Genomic DNA, 22,615 nt, shown 5'->3' on the forward strand with positions numbered 1-22,615 from the left:
GCGAAAATTAACGTCGCAATGGTTTCCTATTATTTCGGGTCCAAAGAACGATTACTGGAATCCCTTATTCTTTTCAGAACTACGGACTTAAAATTTCAAATAGAAAATTTATTGGCCGAAAGTCTTGAGCCTATCGAGAAAGTAAATAAACTGATCGAGATTTATATCAATCGGATAAACTGTAATAAAGGGATTTATAGAATATTGCATTTTGAGTTTTCCAATGAGAAAAGAGATATTGACCTTCAGGCCCTTAATGACCTAAGAAGCGGAAACCTAAAAGCATTAATGTCCATCATTGAAGAAGGGCAAAACAAGGGGGTTTTTAGGAAAGATATTATTGTTCCCCTGATCACTCCTACCATCTTGGGGACGTTTTTCCATTTCCACATGAACAAACCGTATTTCAAAAATTTATTACAGCTTAATACGGAAGAACTATACAACAATTACGTAAAAACCAATCTGACAAAACACATTCAACAAACAATAAAAGCACTTCTGATATATGAAAGTTAGTCAATTATTGCTCTTTGGGATTTTCTTTACTGGAATTTCATCCATAGAAGCGCAAGAAAAAACGAGCCTAACACTCGACGAGGCGATCCACATGGCATGGGCAAAAAGCAATGAAGTAAATTTGGCAAACACCAAAGTGGCCACGAAAAAATACGAGTTGCAATCCGTAAAAAACAACAGATACCCTGATTTGAAGGTTTCGGGACAGTACCAGCGTTTAGCGAAAGCTTCAATAGATTTGAAATTGAACAAAAGTTCCAATCCAGAGCCGCTTCCAGTCGTTGACCAATTAATGATTGGACAAGTCAACGCAAGTCTTCCCATATTTGCCGGTTTTAAAATACAAAACACCGTTGAAGCGTATGATATTATGTATCAGGCTGAAACCGCCAGCGCAATGCAAACAAAAGAGGAGGTCGCCATGCAAGTCATCAATTATTACGCAAGTTTATACAAGGCACAAAAAACGGTTGAACTCCTAAAGGAAAACCAAAAAAGTGCACAACAACGCGTGGACGATTTCCTTGAACTAGAGAAAAACGGAATCATTCCAAGAAATGATTTGTTAAAGTCACAACTCCAAGTTTCTAAAGTACAGCTATCTTTAGACCGAGCCATAAGTGACCTGAATATCGTAAACTTCGAACTCGCGAGTCTTTTAAAAATGGATCCTAAGACGAAGCTAGAAATTAGAGAAAGTGATTTTGCCAACTTTCAAATGACCAATGTTCCCACCGAGGAGGGACCGGCCTTGAAAAATCGAAAAGACTTACAATCTATTCAATTACAAGAAAAAGCGAGTCTTGCCAATGTCCAAATAGTCAAAAGTGGCTACTACCCCACTATTTCAATCATTGGAGGATATACGGCATTAGATTTAAAAAACGTGATTACCGTACAAAATGCAATGAATATTGGTGTTGGCGTATCCTATGACTTGAGTGGCATTCTTAAAAATGGCACAAATGTAAAAATCGCCGAAAGCAAGGCTTTGGAAATACAAAATTCCGGGGAGATGCTTACAGATTACATCAAAATACAGGTTCAGAAAGCCATTGAAGATTATGATTTAGCGTTAAAACAAAATTTGGTTTACAATCAAGCGGTTGAACAGGCATCTGAAAATTACAGGATAATCAGAGACAAGTACGATAACGGTCTATCGGACACCAATGACTTGCTGGAAGCCGATGTGGAACAATTGGGTTCCAACATAAATAGGACATTGGCGAAAGCGAATGTTATCCAAAAATACTATGAGCTGCTTTCCGTATGCGGACAATTAAACCAAACCTTCAATCTTTCAAAAATATAATCGACACCAAAATGACAAAGAAAAAAACAAACACAAAGTTTATCATTATAATAGCTTCTTTGGTGCTATTAGGTTTTGCTTATGGAACTTATAAATACATTCACTCCCTTTCTCACGAAGGAACAGATGATGCCCAGATAGAGAAAAACATGAACCCAATCATACCAAGAGTTTCAGGTTATGTAAGCAAAGTGTATATCAAGGATAACGATTTTGTAAAAAAAGGGGATACTTTATTTACGATTGACAAAAAGGATTACCAATTAAAGATAGATGAAGCGACTGCAAATTTGGCCAGTGCAGAAGGGAGTTTTGAAGTTTCCAAAGCGGACATCAACAGTATTTTAGCGAGCATTTCAGTGTCTGATGCCAATGTGAAATCTGCCGGAGGAAATATCGAAACCGCCAAAATCAGATTGGGTCGCCTCACAAGTGATTACAACCGATACAACAACTTGTACAAAAGCCATACGATCACAAAGCAACAATACGAACAGGCTTTGGCTGCAAAGCAAGAAGCGGAAAGTCAAGTGCGTATTTTGGAGCAACAGGAAAAAGCGACGGCCTTCCAGAAATCAGTTATTGTGGCCAAATCAAAAGCATCAGACAAACAAACGGACGTAGCGGCCGCCAATATCAAAAGAGCCAAAGCGTTGCTTGACTCGGCAATTTTAAATCTAAGCTACACAGCCGTAACCGCCGCCATTGACGGGCAGGTTTCTAAAATTGACATTCAACCGGGACAACTGGTTCAGGCAGGACAATCGCTTTTTTACATCATCAACAACAATGAAGCCTGGGTTGTGGCCAATTTCAAAGAAACGCAATTAAATAAAATGGTGACCGGACAAAAAGTAACCATAAAAGTGGATGCCTATCCTGGCTATGACTTTAATGGAACGGTGACTTCATTTTCACCCGCCACTGGGGCTCGTTTCTCTATTTTGCCTCCGGATAACGCCACGGGTAACTTCGTGAAAACGATCCAACGCTTGCCCGTTAAAATCAGTATTGACGCCAATAATGATGCCGAGAAAATAAAATTATTGCGGCCGGGGATGAATGTGGATGTTGACGTACATATAAAATAATATGGCACAAGGAGAAGACGATCTAGTTGAATACGGTTTTAGACGGGTTATCATTACACTGACGGCGGTACTTTGTGCCTTGCTGGAAATTGTGGATACCACTATTGTCAATGTCGCGCTGACCAATATGAGAGGGAGCCTGGGAGCCACTTTAACAGATGTGGCTTGGGTGATTACGGCCTATGCCATTGCCAATGTTATCGTAATCCCAATGACGAGTTGGCTTTCACAGCAATTTGGGAGACGCAATTATTTTGCCGTTTCCATCATTATATTTACCGTTGCCTCTTTTTTATGTGGTAATGCCACCAATATATGGGAGCTGGTAGCCTTCCGGTTTATTCAAGGTCTTGGCGGGGGTGCCTTATTGGTTACCGCACAAACGATCATTACGGAAAGTTATCCCATTGCCAAACGGGGAATGGCCCAAGCCATCTATGGTATGGGAGTTATTGTAGGCCCCACATTGGGTCCGCCATTGGGGGGCTATTTAGTGGATCATTTCTCTTGGCCTTATATTTTTTACATCAACATCCCCCTGGGAATCATCGCCACCCTTTTGACATTAAGCTTTGTCAGAAGCCCGAAATATGGCGAAAAACTGAAGGTAAATCAAGTCGATTGGATAGGAATCTTCCTTTTGGCAGCCTTTATCGGTTCTTTACAGTTTGTACTGGAACATGGGCAACAAGACGATTGGTTCAACAACAAATTGATTGTGCTATTGAGCGCCGTTTCATTATTTGGTCTGATATTATTTATTTTGAGGGAGTTAACTTACAAATATCCGATCGTAAATTTGAGTGTGTTGAAAGACGGTAACCTAAGGATCGGTACCTTAATGTGTTTCATTTTAGGTTTCGGATTGTACGGTTCCACTTTGATTATTCCAATTTACACCCAGTCCGTTTTAGGATGGACCGCCACTGATGCGGGATTGCTGTTGATCCCGGGATCTATAACTACCGCCTTTATGATGCCTATTATTGGTAAATTGATCCAGAGGGGCGTTCCGCAAGGATATATGGTAGGCTTAGGGTTTCTTGTATTCTTTTTCTTTACCCTTATGATGCATGATAGCATGACGCCAGATACTGGTGTCGAACATTTATATTGGTCATTGATATTAAGGGGAATTGGACTGGGGCTACTTTTTGTGCCCATCACCACCTTATCGTTATCCACTTTATCAGGAAAACATATTGGAGAAGGCGCAGCCTTTACAGGTATGATGAGACAGCTTGGAGGTTCGTTCGGAATAGCCATAATCACTACCTTTATCACCAGATTCAACCAAGAACACCGCGTAAATTTAGTGGCACATTTGGACGGAAGCAAATTTGAAGTCCAACAACGATTGTTGCTGTTGCAAAAAGGGTTTATGTCCAAAGGATTTACGGCTAACGAAGCGTTAAAGAAAGCCTATCAGGCAATCGATTATTCCGTTATGAAACAAAGTACGGTATTGTCGTATATGGACATTTTCACGTATCTCGGAATTATGTTTCTGTGCTGCATTCCGATTATATTTCTGATTAAGAAAGGAAAAAACAAAATCAATCCGGCGGACGCCATGCATTAATAGCAATAAAAAAAATGCCGATATCACAAGTGGTATCGGCATTTTTTTATTTTTGATGAAGTACTACCTCGTGAAAACGAGATGGTTGCCTTTAGACAGATTCGCGTCAAACTGATAGCCGTCATAATTGAAGCCTTTTAAATCGTCAATTGTTTTGGCATCGGTGTCGATGATATAGCGCACCATCATTCCCCTGGCTTTTTTGGCGAAAAAGCTGATGCTTTTCAATTTTCCGTTTTTATAATCTTTAAAATCGGGTGTGATTATGGGAACTTTTAATGCTTTAACATCAATAGCCGAAAAATATTCGTTGCTCGCCAAGTTTATGAAAAGTTCGTCTTTCTTAAGTTCTTTGTTGAGGCTCTTGGTGATTGTGTTTTTCCAAAATTCATACAAATTCTTGCTTTCGTCGATGGGTAATTTTGTCCCCATTTCCAATCGGTATGCTTGAATCAGATCCAAAGGTTTCAAGAGTCCGTACAAACCGGATAAAATCCGTAAACTGTCTTGTAGTCTCTGTAATTTATCTATTGGAATCGAATAGGCATCTAAACCAGTATATACGTCCCCGTCGAAAGCATAAATGGCGGGACGTGCATTTTCAGGAGAAAACGGAGTTTTCCACTCTTGATTTCGCTGCCAGTTTAAATCGGCCAATTTATCCGAAATATGCATCAGTTCAGACAAATCTTTTGGTGATTCCTTTTTCAATACTTTTTGGATCTGTCTTGATTCCTTTAAAAATAAAGGTTCGGTATATGCTGCGGTAGGTAATTCTTTTTCGAAGTTCAAAGATTTGGCCGGAGAGATCACAATTTTCATAAATATTCCTGTTACAGGTTCTTTTCAATAATTACCCAAAAGTACAAATTGAAAACAATAAATAGCTTTACTTAAATTGATTTGTTTAATGATTCAATAGAAAACATGAATGGATTCAAATTTTCTATTCGCTATTTTTGAATCTAATTTTTACGCCTCGAAAACATATTCAATTATCATGAACAAAATAGAAATTAGGAGAGCTACTCTATCTGATCTGGAATCAATACAAAAAATTGCTTCCCAAACATTCATCGAAACTTTTTCTGCTGTAGTTGGGCAGTGACAAGCCAATAAATTTATTGATGAAACTCGAAATATAAAAACGGCTAAAAAATAGGCCGTTGAGTCTCAAATTTTGTATCTTAAGCGATACAAATGAACATTTAAAAAACAGAGGATTAAAACTCCAGAACAGATATAATTCCGATGAAAAAAGATTTTAATACCACTCCATTATCCATATTAGATCTAGCCTTAGTCTTAGAAGGAAAAACTCCTGCCCAATCATTCAAAAACAGTCTTAGTCTGGCACAAAAAGCTGAAAGTCTGGGTTATCATCGCTTTTGGCTGGCGGAACACCATAATATGGTCAGTATTGCCAGTTCGGCCACATCCATCCTGATTGGTCATATTGCGGGAGGAACCACCAAAATAAGAGTAGGTTCCGGCGGAATCATGCTGCCCAACCATGCGCCTTTGGTGATCGCCGAACAATTCGGCACGCTCGCGTCCTTGTATCCCAATAGAATCGACTTGGGATTGGGTCGCGCTCCGGGAACGGATCAACTTACCGCCAGGGCATTGCAAAGGGACGATCAGGCAGCTTTCCAATTCCCAAAAACGGTGAGGGAATTGCAAAACTACCTGTCAGAAGACAACAAAAATTCCGAAGTCAGGGCGATACCCGGAGAAGGCCTCGACATTCCCATTTGGATATTGGGTTCCAGTACTGATAGTGCCAAATTAGCTGCCGCATTTGGATTGCCTTATGCCTTTGCCAGCCATTTCGCCCCGCAGCAATTGCAGCAAGCGCTTCATATCTACAGAACCAACTTCAAACCATCGGAACAGCTAAAAGAACCCTATGCGATTGCTTGCGTAAATGTTACCGCGGCAACAACATCCGAAGAGGCCAAATTGATCGCCACATCGATGGAAAAAATTTTTCTGGGTATTCTGACAAATGACAGGCATCCGCTTCAACCCGCCGACGAAAATTTCAAAGTGAGTCCCGAAGCAAAACAAGTAATGAAGCAGTTTTTGACCTATTCTTTCATTGGAAATCCCTCCGAAATTAAGGAGGCTTTGACTCAATTCGTTGACGACACACAAATCGATGAACTGATGGTAGTTTCCCATATCTACGATCACGAGGCAAGACTAAATTCTTATAAAATCCTTAGGGAATTGCAAAGTGCATCTTAAAAGGCCCCAAGTCCGGAGCTGTGCGTAAATAATTATTGAACTATTAATCGCTAACAATTAAGACATTTTCTTTTAAATTCAGAATCCGTTTTGTCAGATTACCATAAAATGGGTGTCGCTAAAACATTTTTAAAAATTTCGCCAGCTTATTTTTAAAATATTATTATCCGTTTCTGCAAGAGGATTACCCACTAATTGGCTATTTTTGTCAATCGAGCTAAAATTAGTGGCATTTATAAATAGATACGGGCAAAATATCCCCGTATTGGTTAAAACACAAAGAATACATGAAATTAAAAATGAAAAAGGCGATAAAAAAGATTTATAACAATGATTTGTTTAACGAATTTTTTAATAATGAAAAATCCAGTGGACTTGTCTTGATAGGTTGCACCATATTTTCATTATTTATGGCAAATTCAATCTTTGGCGCCGAATACATCCATACTTGGCATATGAACTTGGGCGGGCAAAGCTTGGAATATTGGATTAATGATGGCTTGATGACTATTTTCTTCTTGCTGATTGGTTTAGAATTAGAGAGAGAAATTTACGACGGTGAATTGTCAAATATAAAAGACGCGATGCTTCCGATTTTTGCGGCGCTAGGTGGAATGTTAATTCCCGCGGGATTATATTTGTTATTAAATTACGGTACGGTAGCACATGGCGGAGCAGGAATTCCAATGGCCACTGACATTGCATTTGCATTGGGAATCCTATCCTTATTGGGTAGCAGGGTACCGTTGTCTTTGAAAATTTTCTTAACGGCATTAGCAGTGATTGACGATTTGGGTGCCATTTTGGTAATTGCCGTCTTCTACACAAAAACGATCCTCTGGATGAACTTGTTCATTGCTCTGGCGGTCATGTCAGTGCTGTTCGTATTGAATAGAATGAAAGTGCGAAACCTAATTCCCTACCTGATAGGTGGTGTAATCATGTGGTGGTTCATGCTACATTCAGGCATTCATGCAACCATTACGGGAGTGCTGTTGGCTTTTGTGATACCATTTGGCAACGGAGATAAAAAATCAACTTCCTATATTCTGCAACATTTTCTGCACAAACCCGTCGGTTTTTTTATACTTCCTTTATTTGCCTTGGCCAATACGGCAATTGTTATCAGTTCCAATATCGGAGAAACCATTTCGCAGCATTACAGTCTGGGAATCGCCCTGGGACTAATTGTTGGAAAACCTTTGGGGATTTACCTCTTTAGCTTTTTGGCCGTTTATGCCGGGTTCTGCAAACTTCCCAACGACTTAACCTGGAAAACGGTGATTGGAGTGGGATTTTTGGGTGGGATTGGTTTTACCATGTCAATATTCATAACTTTACTTGCCTTTGACGATCAAACTATAATTAGCAACGCAAAATTCATTATTTTACTTTCTTCATTAATCGCAGGTTTAGTGGGATTCGTTTTTTTAAAAAACACCTTAAAAGAAGTTACGAATGAAAACAACAATGAATAGGTTTTTCGATTATATTAATCTTAGCAAAGGCGAGGAAGACAAGAATCTAGTGTTGGACAACGTGAAATCCAACATTTCATTCAGGGGTTCCAATCTGTGGATCTTGGCCTGTGCGATTGTGGTGGCCTCGGTGGGATTGAACGTGAATTCGACGGCGGTAATCATAGGCGCGATGCTTATATCTCCATTGATGGGGCCCATCATAGGCGCAGGTTTCGGATTGGGAATCTATGATTTTACTTTGCTTAAAAAGTCACTAAAAAGCCTTCTCATAGCCACAGTTGTTGGCTTATTCGTTTCTACTCTATACTTTTATGTAAGTCCTTTTAAAGAGGCTCAGCCAGAATTATTATCAAGAACTTCACCAAATATTTATGACATCCTCATTGCCTTTTTTGGTGGTTTGGTGGGCGCAATTGCGATGACTCGAGTTGAAAAAGGAAATCCCATACCGGGCGTCGCAATTGCAACAGCTCTTATGCCTCCTCTTTGTACGGCAGGATATGGTTTAGCGCTTGGTAGCTTAAAATTCTTTTTCGGCGCGATGTATTTGTACTCGATAAATTGCGTTTTCATCTGCATCTCCACCTTTTTCATTGTCAAATATTTAAAGTACCCCGTCAAAAAGCAATTGGACGATAAACATCAAAAACAGGTGCGGTATATTATCACAACTTTAATAACGGTATTAATCCTTCCGAGTATATATTTTGCATACCAATTAATTGAGCAGAAAAGATACCAACATCAAATCGATGTTTTCATGGACAATGAATTCACAAGTAAAGGGATTGCCGTTTTGTACAAGAAAACGAACTTCAACGCAAAGCCAAAAAAACTGCAACTTGGTTTTCTTTCCAAAAGATTTAGCGATGACGAAATTAAAACATTAAATGAAAAATTAAAAACCTACAACATAAACGACACTAAATTAGTAGTCATCCAGGACACCACTGACCTCAAGAGCGATATTTTGAATGAAATCAATTTCAATAAAGATATATTGAGCGATAAAGACGTTACCATTTTAAACTTAAAAAATGAAATCGCCAAAAATACTTATGACAACAAAGCACTGCTGGCAGAAGTGAAAATCCTGTTTCCGGAGATTGAAAACATTTCAATTTCGAATCATACTTTTAATGAAAACACAGACAGCACTAAGACATTGCCGGTCTTGATCTACAAGAGCAAGGCGGGGTTAGAGGAATCGTCGAAAGAAAAACTGGCGGCATGGATGAAACAGCGGTTGGCAAAAAAACAGATTGAAATTTACAGCGAAAACTAAAACGAAGCGAATCTGGTAAATTTAGTGCTTCTATTTCGCAACTAAAAGAACTTAAACAAACTAAAAAAGTCACAATCCTCATCTTGAGCATTGTGGCTTTTTTTTATGCGATTTTTCATCATTAAAAAATGGTTTGTCTTATTTTTTGCACAGACACATGCAGTTTACCGTATATATCTGACTTTCAACGTTTACATTGGTTTTTGCTCTGATTATTTCTTAGTTTTCGTTAAGTTTGATAAGCGGCAATCCTTAAAACTATTAGTTATGTGCAAATCTTTAAAATGGTATTTGAGGAGACATTCTTTATTATATAGGATACGATTTAGATTGGTTTCCAAGAAGTCATCCTTTGCTTGTACCGAAGATCTTTGCTATAATTCCGACAACCCAAAAAACGACATTCCCTCCATTTATTACGAGTTGAACCCATGGATATTCACTGAAGGCAACGAAGATTTGACCGACCTCAAAAAAGCAAAGAAAATCGCAAAATGGCTTAGGAATAATATTAAAGGGGGACCGGGACTGGGAAAATCCTCAGCAACTGCGATCATAAAAATGCTAAATGGCGAAGGCGGCGTTTGCAGTGATTTTTCCCAAGTTTACAACAATTTTTGCGTCATTAACGATTTGAAAGTGAAGGAATGGGGATTAAAGGTTTTAAACGATAACCCAAACACTTTAGGGGGGCATTCCTTTAATGAAATCTATTGCAAGGAATTACAAAAGTGGGTCATTATTGATGTGGCAAAAAACATCTATTTCTACCGTTCGGATTCGCGCTTACCCTTGTCTGTCTCCGAACTTACTGCTCTTAAAAACGAAAAAAAAGAAGTCCACTATTTCAAATTCAACAAAAAAATTACGTCAGAACCAACAAGAGTACAGGAGCTTTATTTTGTCCCGAGGTCTTTCCCTTTTCTGATTACCAATTATTGCAACAAAACCTGCGATTATTTCCTGGAAAAACTGGATTTTCTTCCTGTATCTCTAATCCATGGCATCCTGTTCCTCAGCGGAAACAGCTATTCTTTTGACTTTCCGAATCCTACTACGTCCAAAATCGCGCAAAGACCCGTCATTGCGCTAGCACCAAAAAATAGTACGATGCATTTTCTGGAAGAAATAGCCGAAAAAAGGTCAGTATTGTAGAATGGAAAGTATCTTTGTCACTTCATTCCGTTTTTTGATGGCTTGAAAAAGCAATTCACAACCATAATTTAACGATGATGCTCCCTCATAACCAGTTAACCGATAGCGAGCTCAAATCCAAAATCAAGCGGAAAGAAATTACGCTGGGCGGCAACAGCAGACTTAAAATATATGGAAGTCTGCACTGCAAATCGGGCAAACGACTAAAAAAGGAAAATCGTGTGTTTTTTTCCTCTGAAGTCGAGGCGATTCAAAACAATTTCCGACCTTGTGGCCATTGTATGAAAACCGAATACCGACAATGGATTTATTCAGCACAGAACCCGAAGAAAACATAAATTTGCTTCCCAAAGACGGAACGGTGAACTATTATGGTACGCTGATGACGCAAACCAAAGCGAATGAATATTTAGATGAATTGTTGGAAAACATAGCTTGGCAAAATGACCAAGCCATCATTTTTGGCAAACTCATCATCACCAAACGAAAAGTGGCTTGGTACGGCGACACCAACTTCAACTATACCTATTCCAACACCACCAAACAGGCCTTGCCCTGGACAAAGGAATTGCTCGAGCTTAAAGCGTTGGGCGAAGCCAAAACGGGCGAAACCTACAATTCCTGCCTGCTTAATTTGTACCACAGTGGCAACGAAGGCATGGCCTGGCACAGCGATGCCGAAAAGGACCTCAAGAAAAACGGAGCCATCGCCTCGATGAGTTTTGGGGCCGAGCGCAAATTTGCCTTCAAGCACAAGGAAACCAAGGAAACGGTTTCCAGAATTCTGCAAAACGGCAGCCTGCTGGTCATGAAAGACCAAACCCAAAGCCATTGGCTGCACCGCCTACCTCCCACCAAACTCATTACAAAACCCAGAGTGAACCTCACATTCAGGACCATTGTCGTGGGGCAGTAACGGTATCATTTTACTTTGTAACAATATTGAAAATTATATCAACCAAAAATTTAAAAACGGAATAACATCATGCAACAAAAAAGAAATGCCGTCCTTGCGCTACTGGCCGAATATGAAAAGGCAATTCATGAATTGCAAGCGACAATTGCGGACATCACTTCAGATGATTTAATTGCGATTCGAGACCAAACGACCACCAATACGAACTGTCTATCCATTCAAACGATTTTAAGCCATGTGGTTAGTTCGGGATACTCTTATTGTATTTATATCCGGAACCAAAAATGCATTGATGTTAAACAACTGGAGAAGAGGTTTCACAATAGTGTTACCGGATACAAAGACGATTTGGATGCAGTTATTGAATACACCAAAAACACTTTTGGATCAATTTACGATCAGGAACTCGAGGTATATGACAATTCAAAAAAAATGATTACATCTTGGGGGCAATTATATGATATCGAACAGTTGATGGAACACGCCATTGTGCATATTTTGAGACATCGCAGACAAATAGAGTAATTCAAAAAAATAGGAATATAACCTCCAAACAATCACTGTCCACCTGAGATACGCGCCGTGGAAGAACAAAAGAATTTCAATCCGTTTTTCTAACATTGTAGAATCAGCTGTCTCAAGATTTACCAACCATTTTTGTAAACTCTCCTTTACTTTTAAAATATCACCAAAAGTGGGTATTGCCATTCACGTTTTTATGTCGTCTTTTTGCCATAGGAAAACAGCTTTAAAAGTTTCATCTTTGTTGCTGCCTTTTTCACTATTAACCAAAAAAAAACTAACATGAAAAGCGAATGGATTGCCAACTACGAAGACAACCTAATAACGATCACCAACGACTGGCTCAACGGCGAAAAACTATTTATAAACAACATACTACAGGACGAGCAGTTAAACTTTTTTACTCCAAGTAAACTATCTGGAGTTTTGACGGACAAGAACGGAGCTAAACTCCATGTTAAAACTAACATTTCAGGGCTATTCAAAGTAAGCTGCCGTTTGTTTGTAGACCACAAAAAGGTGGACCTGAAACAAGTCAAATAAATGAAAATTCCTTCTAATGACAAGCATCGGGGTTTATATGATGCCATAATAGTAATTCTGCCTTATATTTTTATTGTAGGGCTATTTCAGATATTGGCAGCCTATTTCTCAGGTTATGATTATCTGCATAATAAGAATTTTCCACCAACCTCATTACAATCCTTTTTCTCGGCATTAGCTACAGTAATAGGGACTACTGTAACGATATTACTTTTGCAAAAAAAACAATTTGACCTGAAATCTTTTATCCACCTAGGTCTTCAAAACCTATCCGTCAAAAAAGACCTAATCCTAGGTTTATTGCTCGGGTTCCTAATTATGTTAATGGGGTTTTTAACTTTGCTTTTTACTAATGAAATAAGCATTCAGTCTTTTGACTTTAGTTTTACTGAACTTTTGTTAAATGCCGGACTTTTCATTTGCGTTGCGATTTCCGAAGAAACACTATGTCGAGGATATATGTTAAGTAATCTCATGAAGTCGTATAATAAGTATGTGGCTTTGGCTATTTCCTCAGTGCTCTTTAGCCTATTGCATATATCCAATGATTTTATATCAATCTTAAATCTCTTTGATCTTTTCATTGCAGGAGTCCTTTTGGGCATCTGCTACATATTTACAAAAAGATTATGGTTCGCCATCGCTTTGCATTTTAGTTGGAATTTTTTTCAAGGAACTATACTTGGTTTTAATGTCAGTGGCAACGACCATTACTCCTTAATAAACATCAACTACAGCAATCCCACAATCTGGAATGGGGGCGGTTTTGGTTTTGAGGGTTCTGTGCTATCAATTGTGTTTCAAGTCGTCGCTATTTACCTGATATATGATCACTACAACCACAAAAGAGTCACACTCAGCCTTGCTGATATCTTATGATGAAAAGCCTTATTAAAACCAAAAATCCCTTTTGAATTAATCAAAAGGGATTTTTCATATAATCATTTCGTGATAGAATATTAAATACCAAAACTTTAACACTCTGAAACTTTGAAGCCCTAAAAACTATGCCTCCTCCTCCTCTTCGGTCAAATGCGATTTAGAGTATCCTCTCCATTTCTCGATGCAATCTTGAAAATCTTGAGGCAATTCAGTGTCAAAACGCATCATCTCGCCCGTCGTAGGATGCACAAAGCCCAAAGTCTTGGCGTGCAATGCCTGTCTTGGTAATATCTTGAAACAGTTGTCTATAAACTGCTTGTATTTGGTAAACGTAGTCCCTTTCAGGATCAAATGGCCGCCATAACGCTCGTCATTGAATAAAGGATGCCCTAAATGTTTCAAATGTGCTCTAATTTGGTGTGTTCTTCCCGTTTCAAGCTGGCACGAAATCAAAGTCACGTAGCCGAAACGTTCCAGCACCTTATAATGTGTCACAGCAGGCTTTCCAATCTCAGGATCGGCAAAAACAGCCATTTGCATGCGGTCTTTCAAGTGACGCGCCAAGTTGCCTTCTATCGTCCCTTTTTCTTCGGTTACATTTCCCCAAACCAAAGCAACATATTCCCTTTCGGAGGTTTTTGCTTCAAATTGTTTGGCTAGATGCGTCATCGCCGCTTCAGTTTTGGCAATAACCAGTAATCCCGAAGTGTCCTTATCAATTCTGTGCACCAGTCCGGGACGCTCGCTGCTATTCATTGGCAAATTATCAAAATGATACGCCAAGGCATGCACTAAAGTCCCCGTGTAATTCCCGTGACCGGGATGCACCACCATTCCGGGTTGTTTATTGATCAACAACAAAGTATCGTCTTCGTAAACAATGTCCAACGGAATATTCTCCGGTATAATATGATTTTCATACGGCGGATGCGTCAACATCACACGAACGATGTCCAAAGGTTTCACCTTATAATTGGACTTCACGGTCAAATCGTTGACAAAAATATTCCCCTCGGTGGCTGCTGTCTGTATTTTGTTACGGGTCGCATTTTGAATCAGACCCATCAAATATTTGTCGATTCGCAAGGAAGCTTGCCCTTTGGGAACTTCAAATTTAAAATGTTCGTACAATTCTTCTTCCAAGTCTAACGACTCTACATTATTGTTCATTTGGCATTTCTTCTGTTGGAGTAGCTATGCTATCCGTTCTTATTTCTTCTTCATAACTCATCTTCCCATCTCCAAGTACCAAGTCAATTTTGGATGCCTTCAAGACTTTATCTCCCGCTTTCATATTTCTGCCCTTATAACGCATTTCCAGCACCATGTCTTTCCCTAGATTCGGCACATAGGTAATCGTCCCTTCTTCAAGTCCTAAAGCCCTCAAAGTAGGTGCGGCTTCGCGATAGGTTTTACCCACCAATTCGGGTATTTTAACCGATGAAAATCCGGAACTGTTTATTTTTATGTAAACTTTTCTTCCCACTTTTACCTTCTCGCCCGGCAAAGGATCTTGCTGCACTACGCTATATTTAGGATAATCGCTTTTGTGTTCCACACTGTCCAGTAGGACATAACTAAGATCTAAATCGTCTAGTTTTTCCTCTACTTGCTCCTCGGTCAATTTGCTCAAATTAGGGACTGTGATCTCATTTCCGTGATCGGTGGTAAATGTCAACCAATGCATAAAGAGGTATCCCAAAACTGCAATAATCAAAACGGCTAGAAACACTTGTATAAGAAACACACGGCTGATAAGATACTTAGGTAAACTCATAAATTTAATTTTATAATTCGACAAAGATATAGCTATTTCGTTTCAAAAAAAATGATAATTTTGTTTAATGGTATTTGGTGCTTTTCTGACGAATTGTGGGAGCCAATTCCCGCTATCCGCTGTATCCACGCAAAAAAGCGTGGGATGCCGCTGCTATCGGGGCTAAAAAACAAATCGTTTTCACAAAATCGGCAGCGGCACTAATCCAAACCCCAGACCTAAAAACTTAAAAATGAAGAACATTGCTATTATAATGGGAGGCTATTCCAGCGAATATAAAATCTCACTCATCAGCGGAAACGTCGTTTATCAGTTTCTTGATAAAACAAAATACAACGGCTTTCGCATCCATATATTTAAGGAAAAATGGGTTTACGTAGACGATGCCGAAACCGAATTTCCCATCGATAAAAATGACTTTTCGACAACAGTAAACGGAAATAAAATCAATTTCGACTGTGTTTTCAACGCCATTCACGGAACTCCGGGCGAGGACGGACTCATGCAAGCTTACTTTGAGTTGCTGGAAATTCCGCAAACTTCCTGCGATTATTACCAGGCAGCATTGACCTTCAACAAAAGGGATTTCCTTTCGGTGCTAAAACCGTACGGCATCAAGAGCGCCGTTTCCTACTACTTAAACAAAGGCGATGAAATCTATCCGGACGAAATCGTAAAAAAAGTGGGATTGCCTTGTTTTGTGAAGCCCAATAAAGCGGGATCAAGTTTTGGGATTTCTAAAGTAAAAACTGTCGCCGAATTGCCCATAGCCATTGAAGTGGCTTACAAGGAAGATAACGAAATCATCATCGAAAGTTTCCTTGACGGGACCGAGGTGACCGTGGGTGTAATCAATTACAAAGGAACAATAACCGTTTTGCCAATTACCGAGATCGTCTCAGACAATGATTTTTTCGATTACGAAGCCAAATACCTGGGCAAGTCGCAAGAAATCACCCCAGCCAGAATCTCCGAAGAGATGGCTCAAAAAGTGGGCGACATCGCAAAACGCGCCTACGAATTGCTGAAAATGAAGGGCTTTTCGAGGACGGAATTCATCATCGTAAACGACGAACCTTATATGCTGGAAATGAACACCATTCCCGGATTGACACCGGAGAGTTTGATTCCGCAACAAGCCATAGCGGCAGGAATTTCGCTCGAAGAATTGTTCAGTAATTCCATCGAATTGGCTTTGGGACTGGTAAAATCTATGGCTTAATACTGTGTTCGTTCCGGTTGCGGCAAAAAATGGAATGCCATAATCTTTTAAACCAAAAGCAAAATGAATAAAAGTCGAGTTGAGGCATTTAGTGATGGTGTTATGGCAATTATTATTACCATAATGATAATCGAAATAAAAGCACCTCATGAGAATAGTTTCAATGCGTTGATGCCATTGCTTCCTGTGTTCTTAAGCTACATACTAAGTTTTGCCTATCTTGGGATTTATTGGAATAACCATCACCATATGTTTCAAACCGTTAAAACCATCAACGGAACGGTATTGTGGTTAAACACGCACCTGTTATTTTGGCTTTCCTTAATTCCTTTCGCCACAAGCTGGATTGGGGAAGAACGCTTTGCATCTGTCCCGATGAGTATTTATGGGTTTATATTATTGATGTCTGCGATTGCTTATACTCTTTTGCAAAACAAATTAATTCATTTGCATGGACAGGAATCGCTTTTGAAACATGCCGTGAAAGGCGATAAGAAAGGAAAAATATCGTTAATTTGCTATTCTCTGGGTATTCCAATGGCATTTGTTTCCACTTGGATTTCAGGAATCCTATATTTAGCTGTTGCTTTATTATGGATTGTACCTGATAGGAGAATTGAGAATGAAATAAATAAAAACTAACAATGAGAAAAGCCATATTTCCAGGATCTTTTGATCCCATAACCTTAGGCCATGAGGATATCATCAAAAGAGGGGTTTCCCTTTTCGACGAAATTGTGATTGCCATAGGAGTCAACGCCGAAAAAAAATATATGTTTTCCCTCGAAGAAAGAAAGCGATTCGTCGAAGAAACCTTCAAAGACGAACCCAAAGTCTCAGTGATTACTTATGAAGGCCTGACGATTGATTTGTGCCATAAAATAAAAGCGGACTTCATCCTGCGTGGATTACGTAATCCAGCCGATTTTGAGTTCGAAAAAGCGATCGCACACACCAACAGACATTTATCCAAAATCGAAACCGTATTCCTGTTAACCGCCGCAAGAACATCATACATCAGTTCCAGCATCGTGAGGGACGTCATCCGCAACGGCGGGGAATACCAAATGCTGGTTCCCAAAGCAGTAAGAATCAAGAAGTAAGCAGATACCAGTTTTGTTCGGTCGTCTAAAGAATAGAATAATTACTGCAAACCGAATACTGAACACTTATAATTAAACTTGCGGAGAGCGGCTAATAGCCGTAAATTCGCAAAATCAAAATAAATTTAAAATGAGTCTAGAAAGAGAATTAAACAAACGCAGTGGATCGAAATGTGAATTGTGCGCCGCAACAGAAAACCTGAAAGTATACGAAGTTTTGCCTACAAAAAAGGGTGGAATTGACGAAGCGATAATGGCATGCAGCACTTGTATTGACCAAATCGAGAATCCAGGCAATGAAGATCTAAACCATTGGAGATGTCTAAACGACAGCATGTGGAGCGAGCATACCGCCGTACAAGTAGTAGCATGGAGAATGTTGAGTCGCCTTCGTTCTGCGGGTTGGCCACAAGAATTGATTGATCAAATGTATTTTGACGAAGACACACTAGCCTGGGCTCAAGCAACGGGAGAAGGCGAAGAAGATGAGAACAAAGTCATACACAGAGATGTGAATGGTGTAATCCTGGAGGTGGGAGATTCTGTAGTGTTGATTAAAGACCTGAAAGTAAAAGGATCAAGCATGGTGGCTAAACAAGGGACATCCGTACGTAACATAAGACTGGACCATGAAAATGCCGAATATATTGAAGGAAAAGTGGACGGACAGACCATCGTAATCATCACGCAGTACGTGAAGAAATTATAATATTCAGTACAGTAGTGATCAGTTTGAAAAGAGTATTCAGTTTTCCGAATTTTAGTGTTCAGACTGGATTGTCATTAAAAAATAAAAAAAAATCGTTAACGGTAAATCTACTTTACTGTTAACGATTTTATATTTTGAGCTAGTCACTGATCACTTTTTTTTCTGATCACTTAACACTGATAACTACTCTTCCTCTTTCTTGATCACTTTGCGGGCAACTTCAATTTTAAACTTCTTGCCTTTCATTTTTTCGTCCTTGATGTTATGCAACAAGTCTTTCACTTTATTGAACTTCACGGCAGCAAAAGAGATAAAGTCCTTCACTTCGATCAATCCCAAATCGCCTTTTTCCAATTTTCCTTTTTGGGAAAAGAAACCTACGATATCTATTTTGTTCAATTTGTTTTTCTTTCCACCGCTGATATAAATCGTCTGAAACTGCGGAGGTTTTGGTAAGGTAACGGAACTATCTGTCGCGAATACTTCCATGCCGTAATCGATATAATCCGCTTTTTTCTCGCTTTCATGAGCAACGATATAAGCCGTTCCTGAGGCTAACATACGAGCTGTTCTACCGTTTCTATGCGTAAACTCATCCTCTTTGGACGGCAGGTGATAATGCACAACATGGTTCATTTCCGGGATATCCAGTCCACGTGCTGCCAAATCGGTAGTGATTAGATAACTTACACTTCCGTTACGAAACTGGATTAAAGCACGCTCGCGCTCATCCTGATCCATGCCGCCATGATAGTAGGTCGAGTAAATCCCTTTATCGTTCAAGGTATCACTGATGCGTTCTGCCGCATCCCGATGATTACAAAATACGATAGCCGACTCCGATTTTAATGAACAAATCAGATTGAACAGGCTTCCTATTTTATCCTTCTCTTTAGAAACAACCATTCTCATCGAAAGGTTTGTTTCCTCCACGTTCTCGGGAATAAAGTCCAAAATGGTTGGATTCACCACTCTGGTGTATTTTGGAATCTCAATATCGGAGGTGGCCGAAACCAACACTCTTTTGTTCAGTTTCGTCAATTTCCCAATGATGAATGACATCTGCTCATGGAATCCCAATTGCAGTGATTTGTCAAATTCATCCAAAATCAATGTTTGGATTTTATCGGTCCTGAAAGTCCCTCTGTCTATATGATCTGCGATACGCCCTGGAGTACCTATTAAAACGGCTGGCGGATTGCTTAAATTCTTTATTTCGGTATCAATCGAGTGCCCGCCGTAGCAAACGTTTACTTTGTAATCGGTTCCCATTTTTTTCCAAACCTGGTCAATTTGCAATCCCAATTCTCTCGAAGGAACGAGAATCAAGCATTGAACCGATTGAATTTCAGGCTGCAACATTTCTAAAATAGGCAACAAGAAGGCCAATGTTTTACCCGAGCCCGTAGGGGAAAGCAGTAGAACATTGTTATCGTTTAGGATGGCGTCCTGTGCAACTTCCTGCATTTCGTTCAGGCTTTCGATGCCTAAATTCAAAAGTATATTATTGGAATGGTGTTTCTTATTCATTTTGCAAAAGTACTCAAAAAAAATACTAATTGGTCAGTTTTTAGTATTCGACCTCAGTTTTCACTTTTAGAGGTATCGTCTATCAGAATCCATTTGAAATTGCCATAAAAAAAATATTACATTTGGCTTAGCCAATAAATAAATTAGATATGAGATTATTTACTTTTGCCCTGCTGCTGTTTTCAATGGCCGTTTCTGCGCAAAAAGACACCAAATACAAAACTTTTTTCGAAAAAGGAAACGGCAACCAATCAGCAACATATAAGGAAACCATCGCCTACTATTCGCTTTTGTCCAAAGATTTCCCTTCGATAAAAATACAGGAAATGGGTTTGACGGATAGCGGACAACGACTCCATCTGGTATTGTTCGATCCAGACAAAAATTTTGACGTAAAACATAAAAACAAAGCCATTTTATTAATCAATAACGGCATCCACCCTGGCGAGCCGGACGGAATAGATGCCACCATGCAGCTATTTCACGATTTGGTCTTAGCCAAAATTAAAGTGCCAAAAAACACCATTATAGCGACGATTCCAGTATATAACATCGGTGGTGCCTTAAATCGAAATTCGACAACTAGGGCCAACCAGGACGGTCCTGAAAGCTACGGCTTCAGGGGGAACGCAAGGAATTATGATCTGAATCGTGATTTCATCAAGTCGGACACCAGAAACACCAAAAGTTTCTATGAAATTTTTCATCTGCTGAACCCGGATGTTTTTATTGATAATCATGTTAGTAATGGCGCCGATTACCAGTATAAAATAACCTATATCATGACCCAGCAAAACCAACTGGGAACTGCATTGGGAAATTATTTGGATGCCGAAATGATGCCTGCAATCGTTAGCTCTTTAAAACAAAAAGGTCTTGAAAGCACGCCCTATGTGAACGCTTTTAGCGAAACTCCTGACAACGGTTTTGCGCAGTTTTTTGACAGCCCGAGATATTCAACGGGCTACACTTCGCTATTTAACACCATTGGCTTTGTCGTGGAAACGCATATGCTAAAAAAATATGCCGATCGTGTGAAAGCCACTTATGAATATATGCTAGCAACAATGTATTACACGGACGCGCATTTTCGAAAAATAAAAGACCTTCGATTACAAAACGAATCGCAATACACACCCGGAAAACCCTACACCATAAAATGGGAAATAGACACCACAAAAGTGACTCCTTTTTCGTTTCTGGGATTTGAGGCGGGGCATAAAAAAAGTGAAGCGACAACAGGTAACAGGTTGTATTATGACAGGGAAAAACCCTTCAAAAAAGAAATTCCCTACCTGAAACAGTACAAATCAGTAAAGGAAATCATAATCCCAGACGCGTACATCGTTCCAAAGGCATTTTGGGACGTTATCGATTTGCTAAAGAGCAACGACATAGTCTACTCGCGGCTCAAAAAAGATACGCTGATAGAAGTGGAAAGCTACAAGATACAGGATTACAAAACAGCCAGTTCAGCATACGAGGGGCATTATATACACAAGGACACAAAAGTAAGTGTAAACAAGCAGACAGTGGCTTTCGCAGAAGGGGATTATGTGTTTCCCACAACTCAAAAAGGCGTGAAATATTTACTGGAAACCCTCGAGCCGCAAGGCGTGGATTCGTTTTTCAATTGGAATTATTTCGACACCATGCTTCAGCAAAAAGAAGGCTATTCTGAATACGTTTTTGAGGACACGGCTGCTCAATTGTTAAAAGACGACCCAAAACTTAAAACTGCCTTGGAACAGAAAAAAACAGCCGATTCGGTTTTCGCCAAGAATCCCGAAGCCCAACTGGACTGGATTTACAAAAATTCGCTTTATTATGAAAAGGCACATTTGCAATATCCTATTTACCGATTAATGAGGTAAATAATTAATGTTCTATTGAATCATAATCCAGCACAGTTTTGCTTAAATAAGCGATAATCTCTGGCCTGATTACTGAACATTAACAAAAAAAGGGCTAATATCCGTTACGGTTATTAGCCATTTTTTTGTTAATGTCTACACTTCAAGATTACTTTTTATCGGGATGAATACTTTTTTCTTCCTCAAACAGTAATTTAATGTTCTCATAAGAATTATTTAAGGCCTCCGGTATCTGGTCAGGACTAAACCAAGCCACTTTTTCGATTCCCTCCTCCAATTGACCTTCCGGTATTCCTTCGAAATCAGAGTGCATTTCGAACCAATGTGTTATTTTCAGTTTGAAAACACCATTGCGTTTAAAAACATGGTAGGTCTTTTGCAGTTTGTTAGTGATCCGCAATTGGTTTACACCAGTTTCTTCCTCTACTTCGCGCATTGCGGTACCTTCTATATCCTCCCCTTTTTCGGTTCCGCCCTTAGGCAAATCCCATTTTCCATTTCTAAAAATGAATAAAACCTCCCCTTTTTTATTGTACACCAAGCCCCCTCCTGCCTTATTGACCGGAATTTTGGTTTTCAACGTCTTCATAATCTCCTTTTCATCAGGGTGATACAAATAGGCCTTTTGAATTTTATTTTGAAATATTTTGACTATAAGTTGCTTTATATCAATACTTTCCAGAAGAAATAATTGAAAATCTGTCTCTTTTGATATTTTATTTGTCAAAAAAAGTGGTTTGTCGTTAACAAAAACTTTATACATTTGTATTATGATTTTTAATAAAGATACAGCCGAAAAAACAGCCGAATTGCTTTTGCAAATAAATGCAATTAAATTGAATCCAGGAAATCCTTTTAC

The 22,615-nt window shown here is 39.3% G+C and carries 23 protein-coding genes and 1 pseudogene; 19 read left to right on the plus strand and 5 right to left on the minus strand.

Annotated elements, in window-relative coordinates; genetic code table 11:
* The 4 genes from VIH09_RS00005 to VIH09_RS00020 all read left to right on the plus strand — a co-directional run.
* Positions 1 to 519: TetR/AcrR family transcriptional regulator (locus VIH09_RS00005; RefSeq protein ID WP_331576633.1), on the plus strand; the 519-nt coding region annotated here is incomplete at its 5' end.
* Positions 509 to 1,834, plus strand: a complete 1,326-nt coding sequence (locus VIH09_RS00010; RefSeq protein ID WP_331576634.1) for a TolC family protein — start codon at positions 509 to 511, stop codon at positions 1,832 to 1,834. The genes VIH09_RS00005 and VIH09_RS00010, both read left to right, overlap by 11 nt.
* 11 nt (positions 1,835 to 1,845) lie before the next feature.
* A complete protein-coding gene (locus VIH09_RS00015) occupies positions 1,846 to 2,925 on the plus strand; it encodes an HlyD family secretion protein (protein ID WP_331576635.1) in 1,080 nt (359 codons plus the stop codon).
* A 1-nt stretch (position 2,926) separates the two neighbouring features.
* Entirely contained in the window at positions 2,927 to 4,507 is a 1,581-nt protein-coding gene (locus VIH09_RS00020) for an MDR family MFS transporter (RefSeq protein ID WP_331576636.1), read from the plus strand.
* A 63-nt stretch (positions 4,508 to 4,570) separates the two neighbouring features.
* On the opposite strand, the gene yaaA is transcribed toward VIH09_RS00020, so the two are convergent.
* On the minus strand, positions 4,571 to 5,329 hold the full coding sequence (gene yaaA, locus VIH09_RS00025) for a peroxide stress protein YaaA (RefSeq protein ID WP_331576637.1): 759 nt from the start codon (positions 5,327 to 5,329) through the stop codon (positions 4,571 to 4,573).
* A 429-nt stretch (positions 5,330 to 5,758) separates the two neighbouring features.
* Here yaaA and VIH09_RS00030 point away from each other — a divergent pair, with 429 nt between their 5' ends.
* The 9 genes from VIH09_RS00030 to VIH09_RS00070 all read left to right on the plus strand — a co-directional run bounded on the left by VIH09_RS00030 (position 5,759) and on the right by VIH09_RS00070 (position 13,538).
* Positions 5,759 to 6,757 carry an LLM class flavin-dependent oxidoreductase gene (locus VIH09_RS00030; RefSeq protein ID WP_331576638.1) on the plus strand — a complete coding sequence of 333 codons (999 nt, stop codon included), beginning with the start codon at positions 5,759 to 5,761 and terminating at the stop codon, positions 6,755 to 6,757.
* 287 nt (positions 6,758 to 7,044) lie between these two features.
* The gene (nhaA, locus tag VIH09_RS00035) at positions 7,045 to 8,235 is read left to right on the plus strand and encodes a Na+/H+ antiporter NhaA (protein WP_331576639.1); all 1,191 of its coding nucleotides are present in this window, start codon (positions 7,045 to 7,047) and stop codon (positions 8,233 to 8,235) included.
* Positions 8,216 to 9,523 (plus strand): TIGR00341 family protein, encoded by a 1,308-nt coding sequence (locus VIH09_RS00040; RefSeq protein ID WP_331576640.1) that lies wholly within the window; start codon positions 8,216 to 8,218, stop codon positions 9,521 to 9,523. Before nhaA ends, VIH09_RS00040 begins: the two co-directional genes overlap by 20 nt.
* 267 nt (positions 9,524 to 9,790) lie before the next feature.
* Positions 9,791 to 10,678: a hypothetical protein gene (locus VIH09_RS00045; protein WP_331576641.1), complete on the plus strand. Its 888-nt coding sequence runs from the start codon at positions 9,791 to 9,793 to the stop codon at positions 10,676 to 10,678.
* 77 nt (positions 10,679 to 10,755) lie between these two features.
* Positions 10,756 to 11,016, plus strand: coding sequence for an Ada metal-binding domain-containing protein (locus VIH09_RS00050; protein ID WP_331576656.1), 261 nt, complete (start codon positions 10,756 to 10,758; stop codon positions 11,014 to 11,016).
* Positions 10,980 to 11,594, plus strand: a complete 615-nt coding sequence (locus VIH09_RS00055; RefSeq protein WP_331576642.1) for an alpha-ketoglutarate-dependent dioxygenase AlkB family protein — start codon at positions 10,980 to 10,982, stop codon at positions 11,592 to 11,594. The genes VIH09_RS00050 and VIH09_RS00055 overlap by 37 nt, the downstream gene beginning before the upstream one ends.
* 69 nt (positions 11,595 to 11,663) lie before the next feature.
* Positions 11,664 to 12,119 (plus strand): DinB family protein, encoded by a 456-nt coding sequence (locus tag VIH09_RS00060; protein ID WP_331576643.1) that lies wholly within the window; start codon positions 11,664 to 11,666, stop codon positions 12,117 to 12,119.
* Between the two features lie 279 nt (positions 12,120 to 12,398).
* Complete coding sequence (locus VIH09_RS00065) at positions 12,399 to 12,659, plus strand: hypothetical protein (RefSeq protein ID WP_331576644.1); 261 nt, start codon at positions 12,399 to 12,401, stop codon at positions 12,657 to 12,659.
* A complete protein-coding gene (locus VIH09_RS00070) occupies positions 12,660 to 13,538 on the plus strand; it encodes a CPBP family intramembrane glutamic endopeptidase (protein ID WP_331576645.1) in 879 nt (292 codons plus the stop codon). It begins immediately after the preceding gene.
* A 126-nt stretch (positions 13,539 to 13,664) separates the two neighbouring features.
* On the opposite strand, the gene VIH09_RS00075 is transcribed toward VIH09_RS00070, so the two are convergent.
* A complete protein-coding gene (locus tag VIH09_RS00075) occupies positions 13,665 to 14,711 on the minus strand; it encodes an RluA family pseudouridine synthase (RefSeq protein WP_331576646.1) in 1,047 nt (348 codons plus the stop codon).
* Complete coding sequence (locus VIH09_RS00080; protein WP_331576647.1) at positions 14,701 to 15,318, minus strand: PASTA domain-containing protein; 618 nt, start codon at positions 15,316 to 15,318, stop codon at positions 14,701 to 14,703. Before VIH09_RS00080 ends, VIH09_RS00075 begins: the two co-directional genes overlap by 11 nt.
* Before the next feature lie 232 nt (positions 15,319 to 15,550).
* Here VIH09_RS00080 and VIH09_RS00085 point away from each other — a divergent pair, with 232 nt between their 5' ends.
* The 4 genes from VIH09_RS00085 to VIH09_RS00100 all read left to right on the plus strand — a co-directional run bounded on the left by VIH09_RS00085 (position 15,551) and on the right by VIH09_RS00100 (position 18,352).
* On the plus strand, positions 15,551 to 16,540 hold the full coding sequence (locus VIH09_RS00085) for a D-alanine--D-alanine ligase (RefSeq protein WP_331576648.1): 990 nt from the start codon (positions 15,551 to 15,553) through the stop codon (positions 16,538 to 16,540).
* Between the two features lie 63 nt (positions 16,541 to 16,603).
* Positions 16,604 to 17,182 carry a TMEM175 family protein gene (locus VIH09_RS00090; protein WP_331576650.1) on the plus strand — a complete coding sequence of 193 codons (579 nt, stop codon included), beginning with the start codon at positions 16,604 to 16,606 and terminating at the stop codon, positions 17,180 to 17,182.
* A 2-nt stretch (positions 17,183 to 17,184) separates the two neighbouring features.
* Positions 17,185 to 17,643, plus strand: coding sequence for a pantetheine-phosphate adenylyltransferase (gene coaD / locus VIH09_RS00095; protein WP_331576651.1), 459 nt, complete (start codon positions 17,185 to 17,187; stop codon positions 17,641 to 17,643).
* Between the two features lie 130 nt (positions 17,644 to 17,773).
* Complete coding sequence (locus VIH09_RS00100; protein WP_331576652.1) at positions 17,774 to 18,352, plus strand: PhnA domain-containing protein; 579 nt, start codon at positions 17,774 to 17,776, stop codon at positions 18,350 to 18,352.
* 183 nt (positions 18,353 to 18,535) lie between these two features.
* Here the strand turns inward: VIH09_RS00100 and VIH09_RS00105 are convergent, their stop codons facing one another.
* Positions 18,536 to 19,882, minus strand: a complete 1,347-nt coding sequence (locus VIH09_RS00105) for a DEAD/DEAH box helicase (RefSeq protein ID WP_331576653.1) — start codon at positions 19,880 to 19,882, stop codon at positions 18,536 to 18,538.
* 149 nt (positions 19,883 to 20,031) lie between these two features.
* On the opposite strand from VIH09_RS00105, the gene VIH09_RS00110 reads away from it, so the two are divergent.
* Complete coding sequence (locus VIH09_RS00110; protein WP_331576654.1) at positions 20,032 to 21,756, plus strand: M14 family zinc carboxypeptidase; 1,725 nt, start codon at positions 20,032 to 20,034, stop codon at positions 21,754 to 21,756.
* A gap of 148 nt (positions 21,757 to 21,904) precedes the next feature.
* Here the strand turns inward: VIH09_RS00110 and VIH09_RS00115 are convergent, their stop codons facing one another.
* Positions 21,905 to 22,519, minus strand: coding sequence for an NUDIX hydrolase (locus tag VIH09_RS00115; RefSeq protein WP_331576655.1), 615 nt, complete (start codon positions 22,517 to 22,519; stop codon positions 21,905 to 21,907).
* Positions 22,520 to 22,526: 7 nt separating this feature from the next.
* Between VIH09_RS00115 and VIH09_RS00120 the strand changes: the two are divergent.
* Positions 22,527 to 22,615: pseudogene (locus tag VIH09_RS00120) on the plus strand (orotate phosphoribosyltransferase); the annotation flags it as partial.

Source organism: Flavobacterium sp. (assembly GCF_036515215.1).
GTDB lineage: Bacteria > Bacteroidota > Bacteroidia > Flavobacteriales > Flavobacteriaceae > Flavobacterium.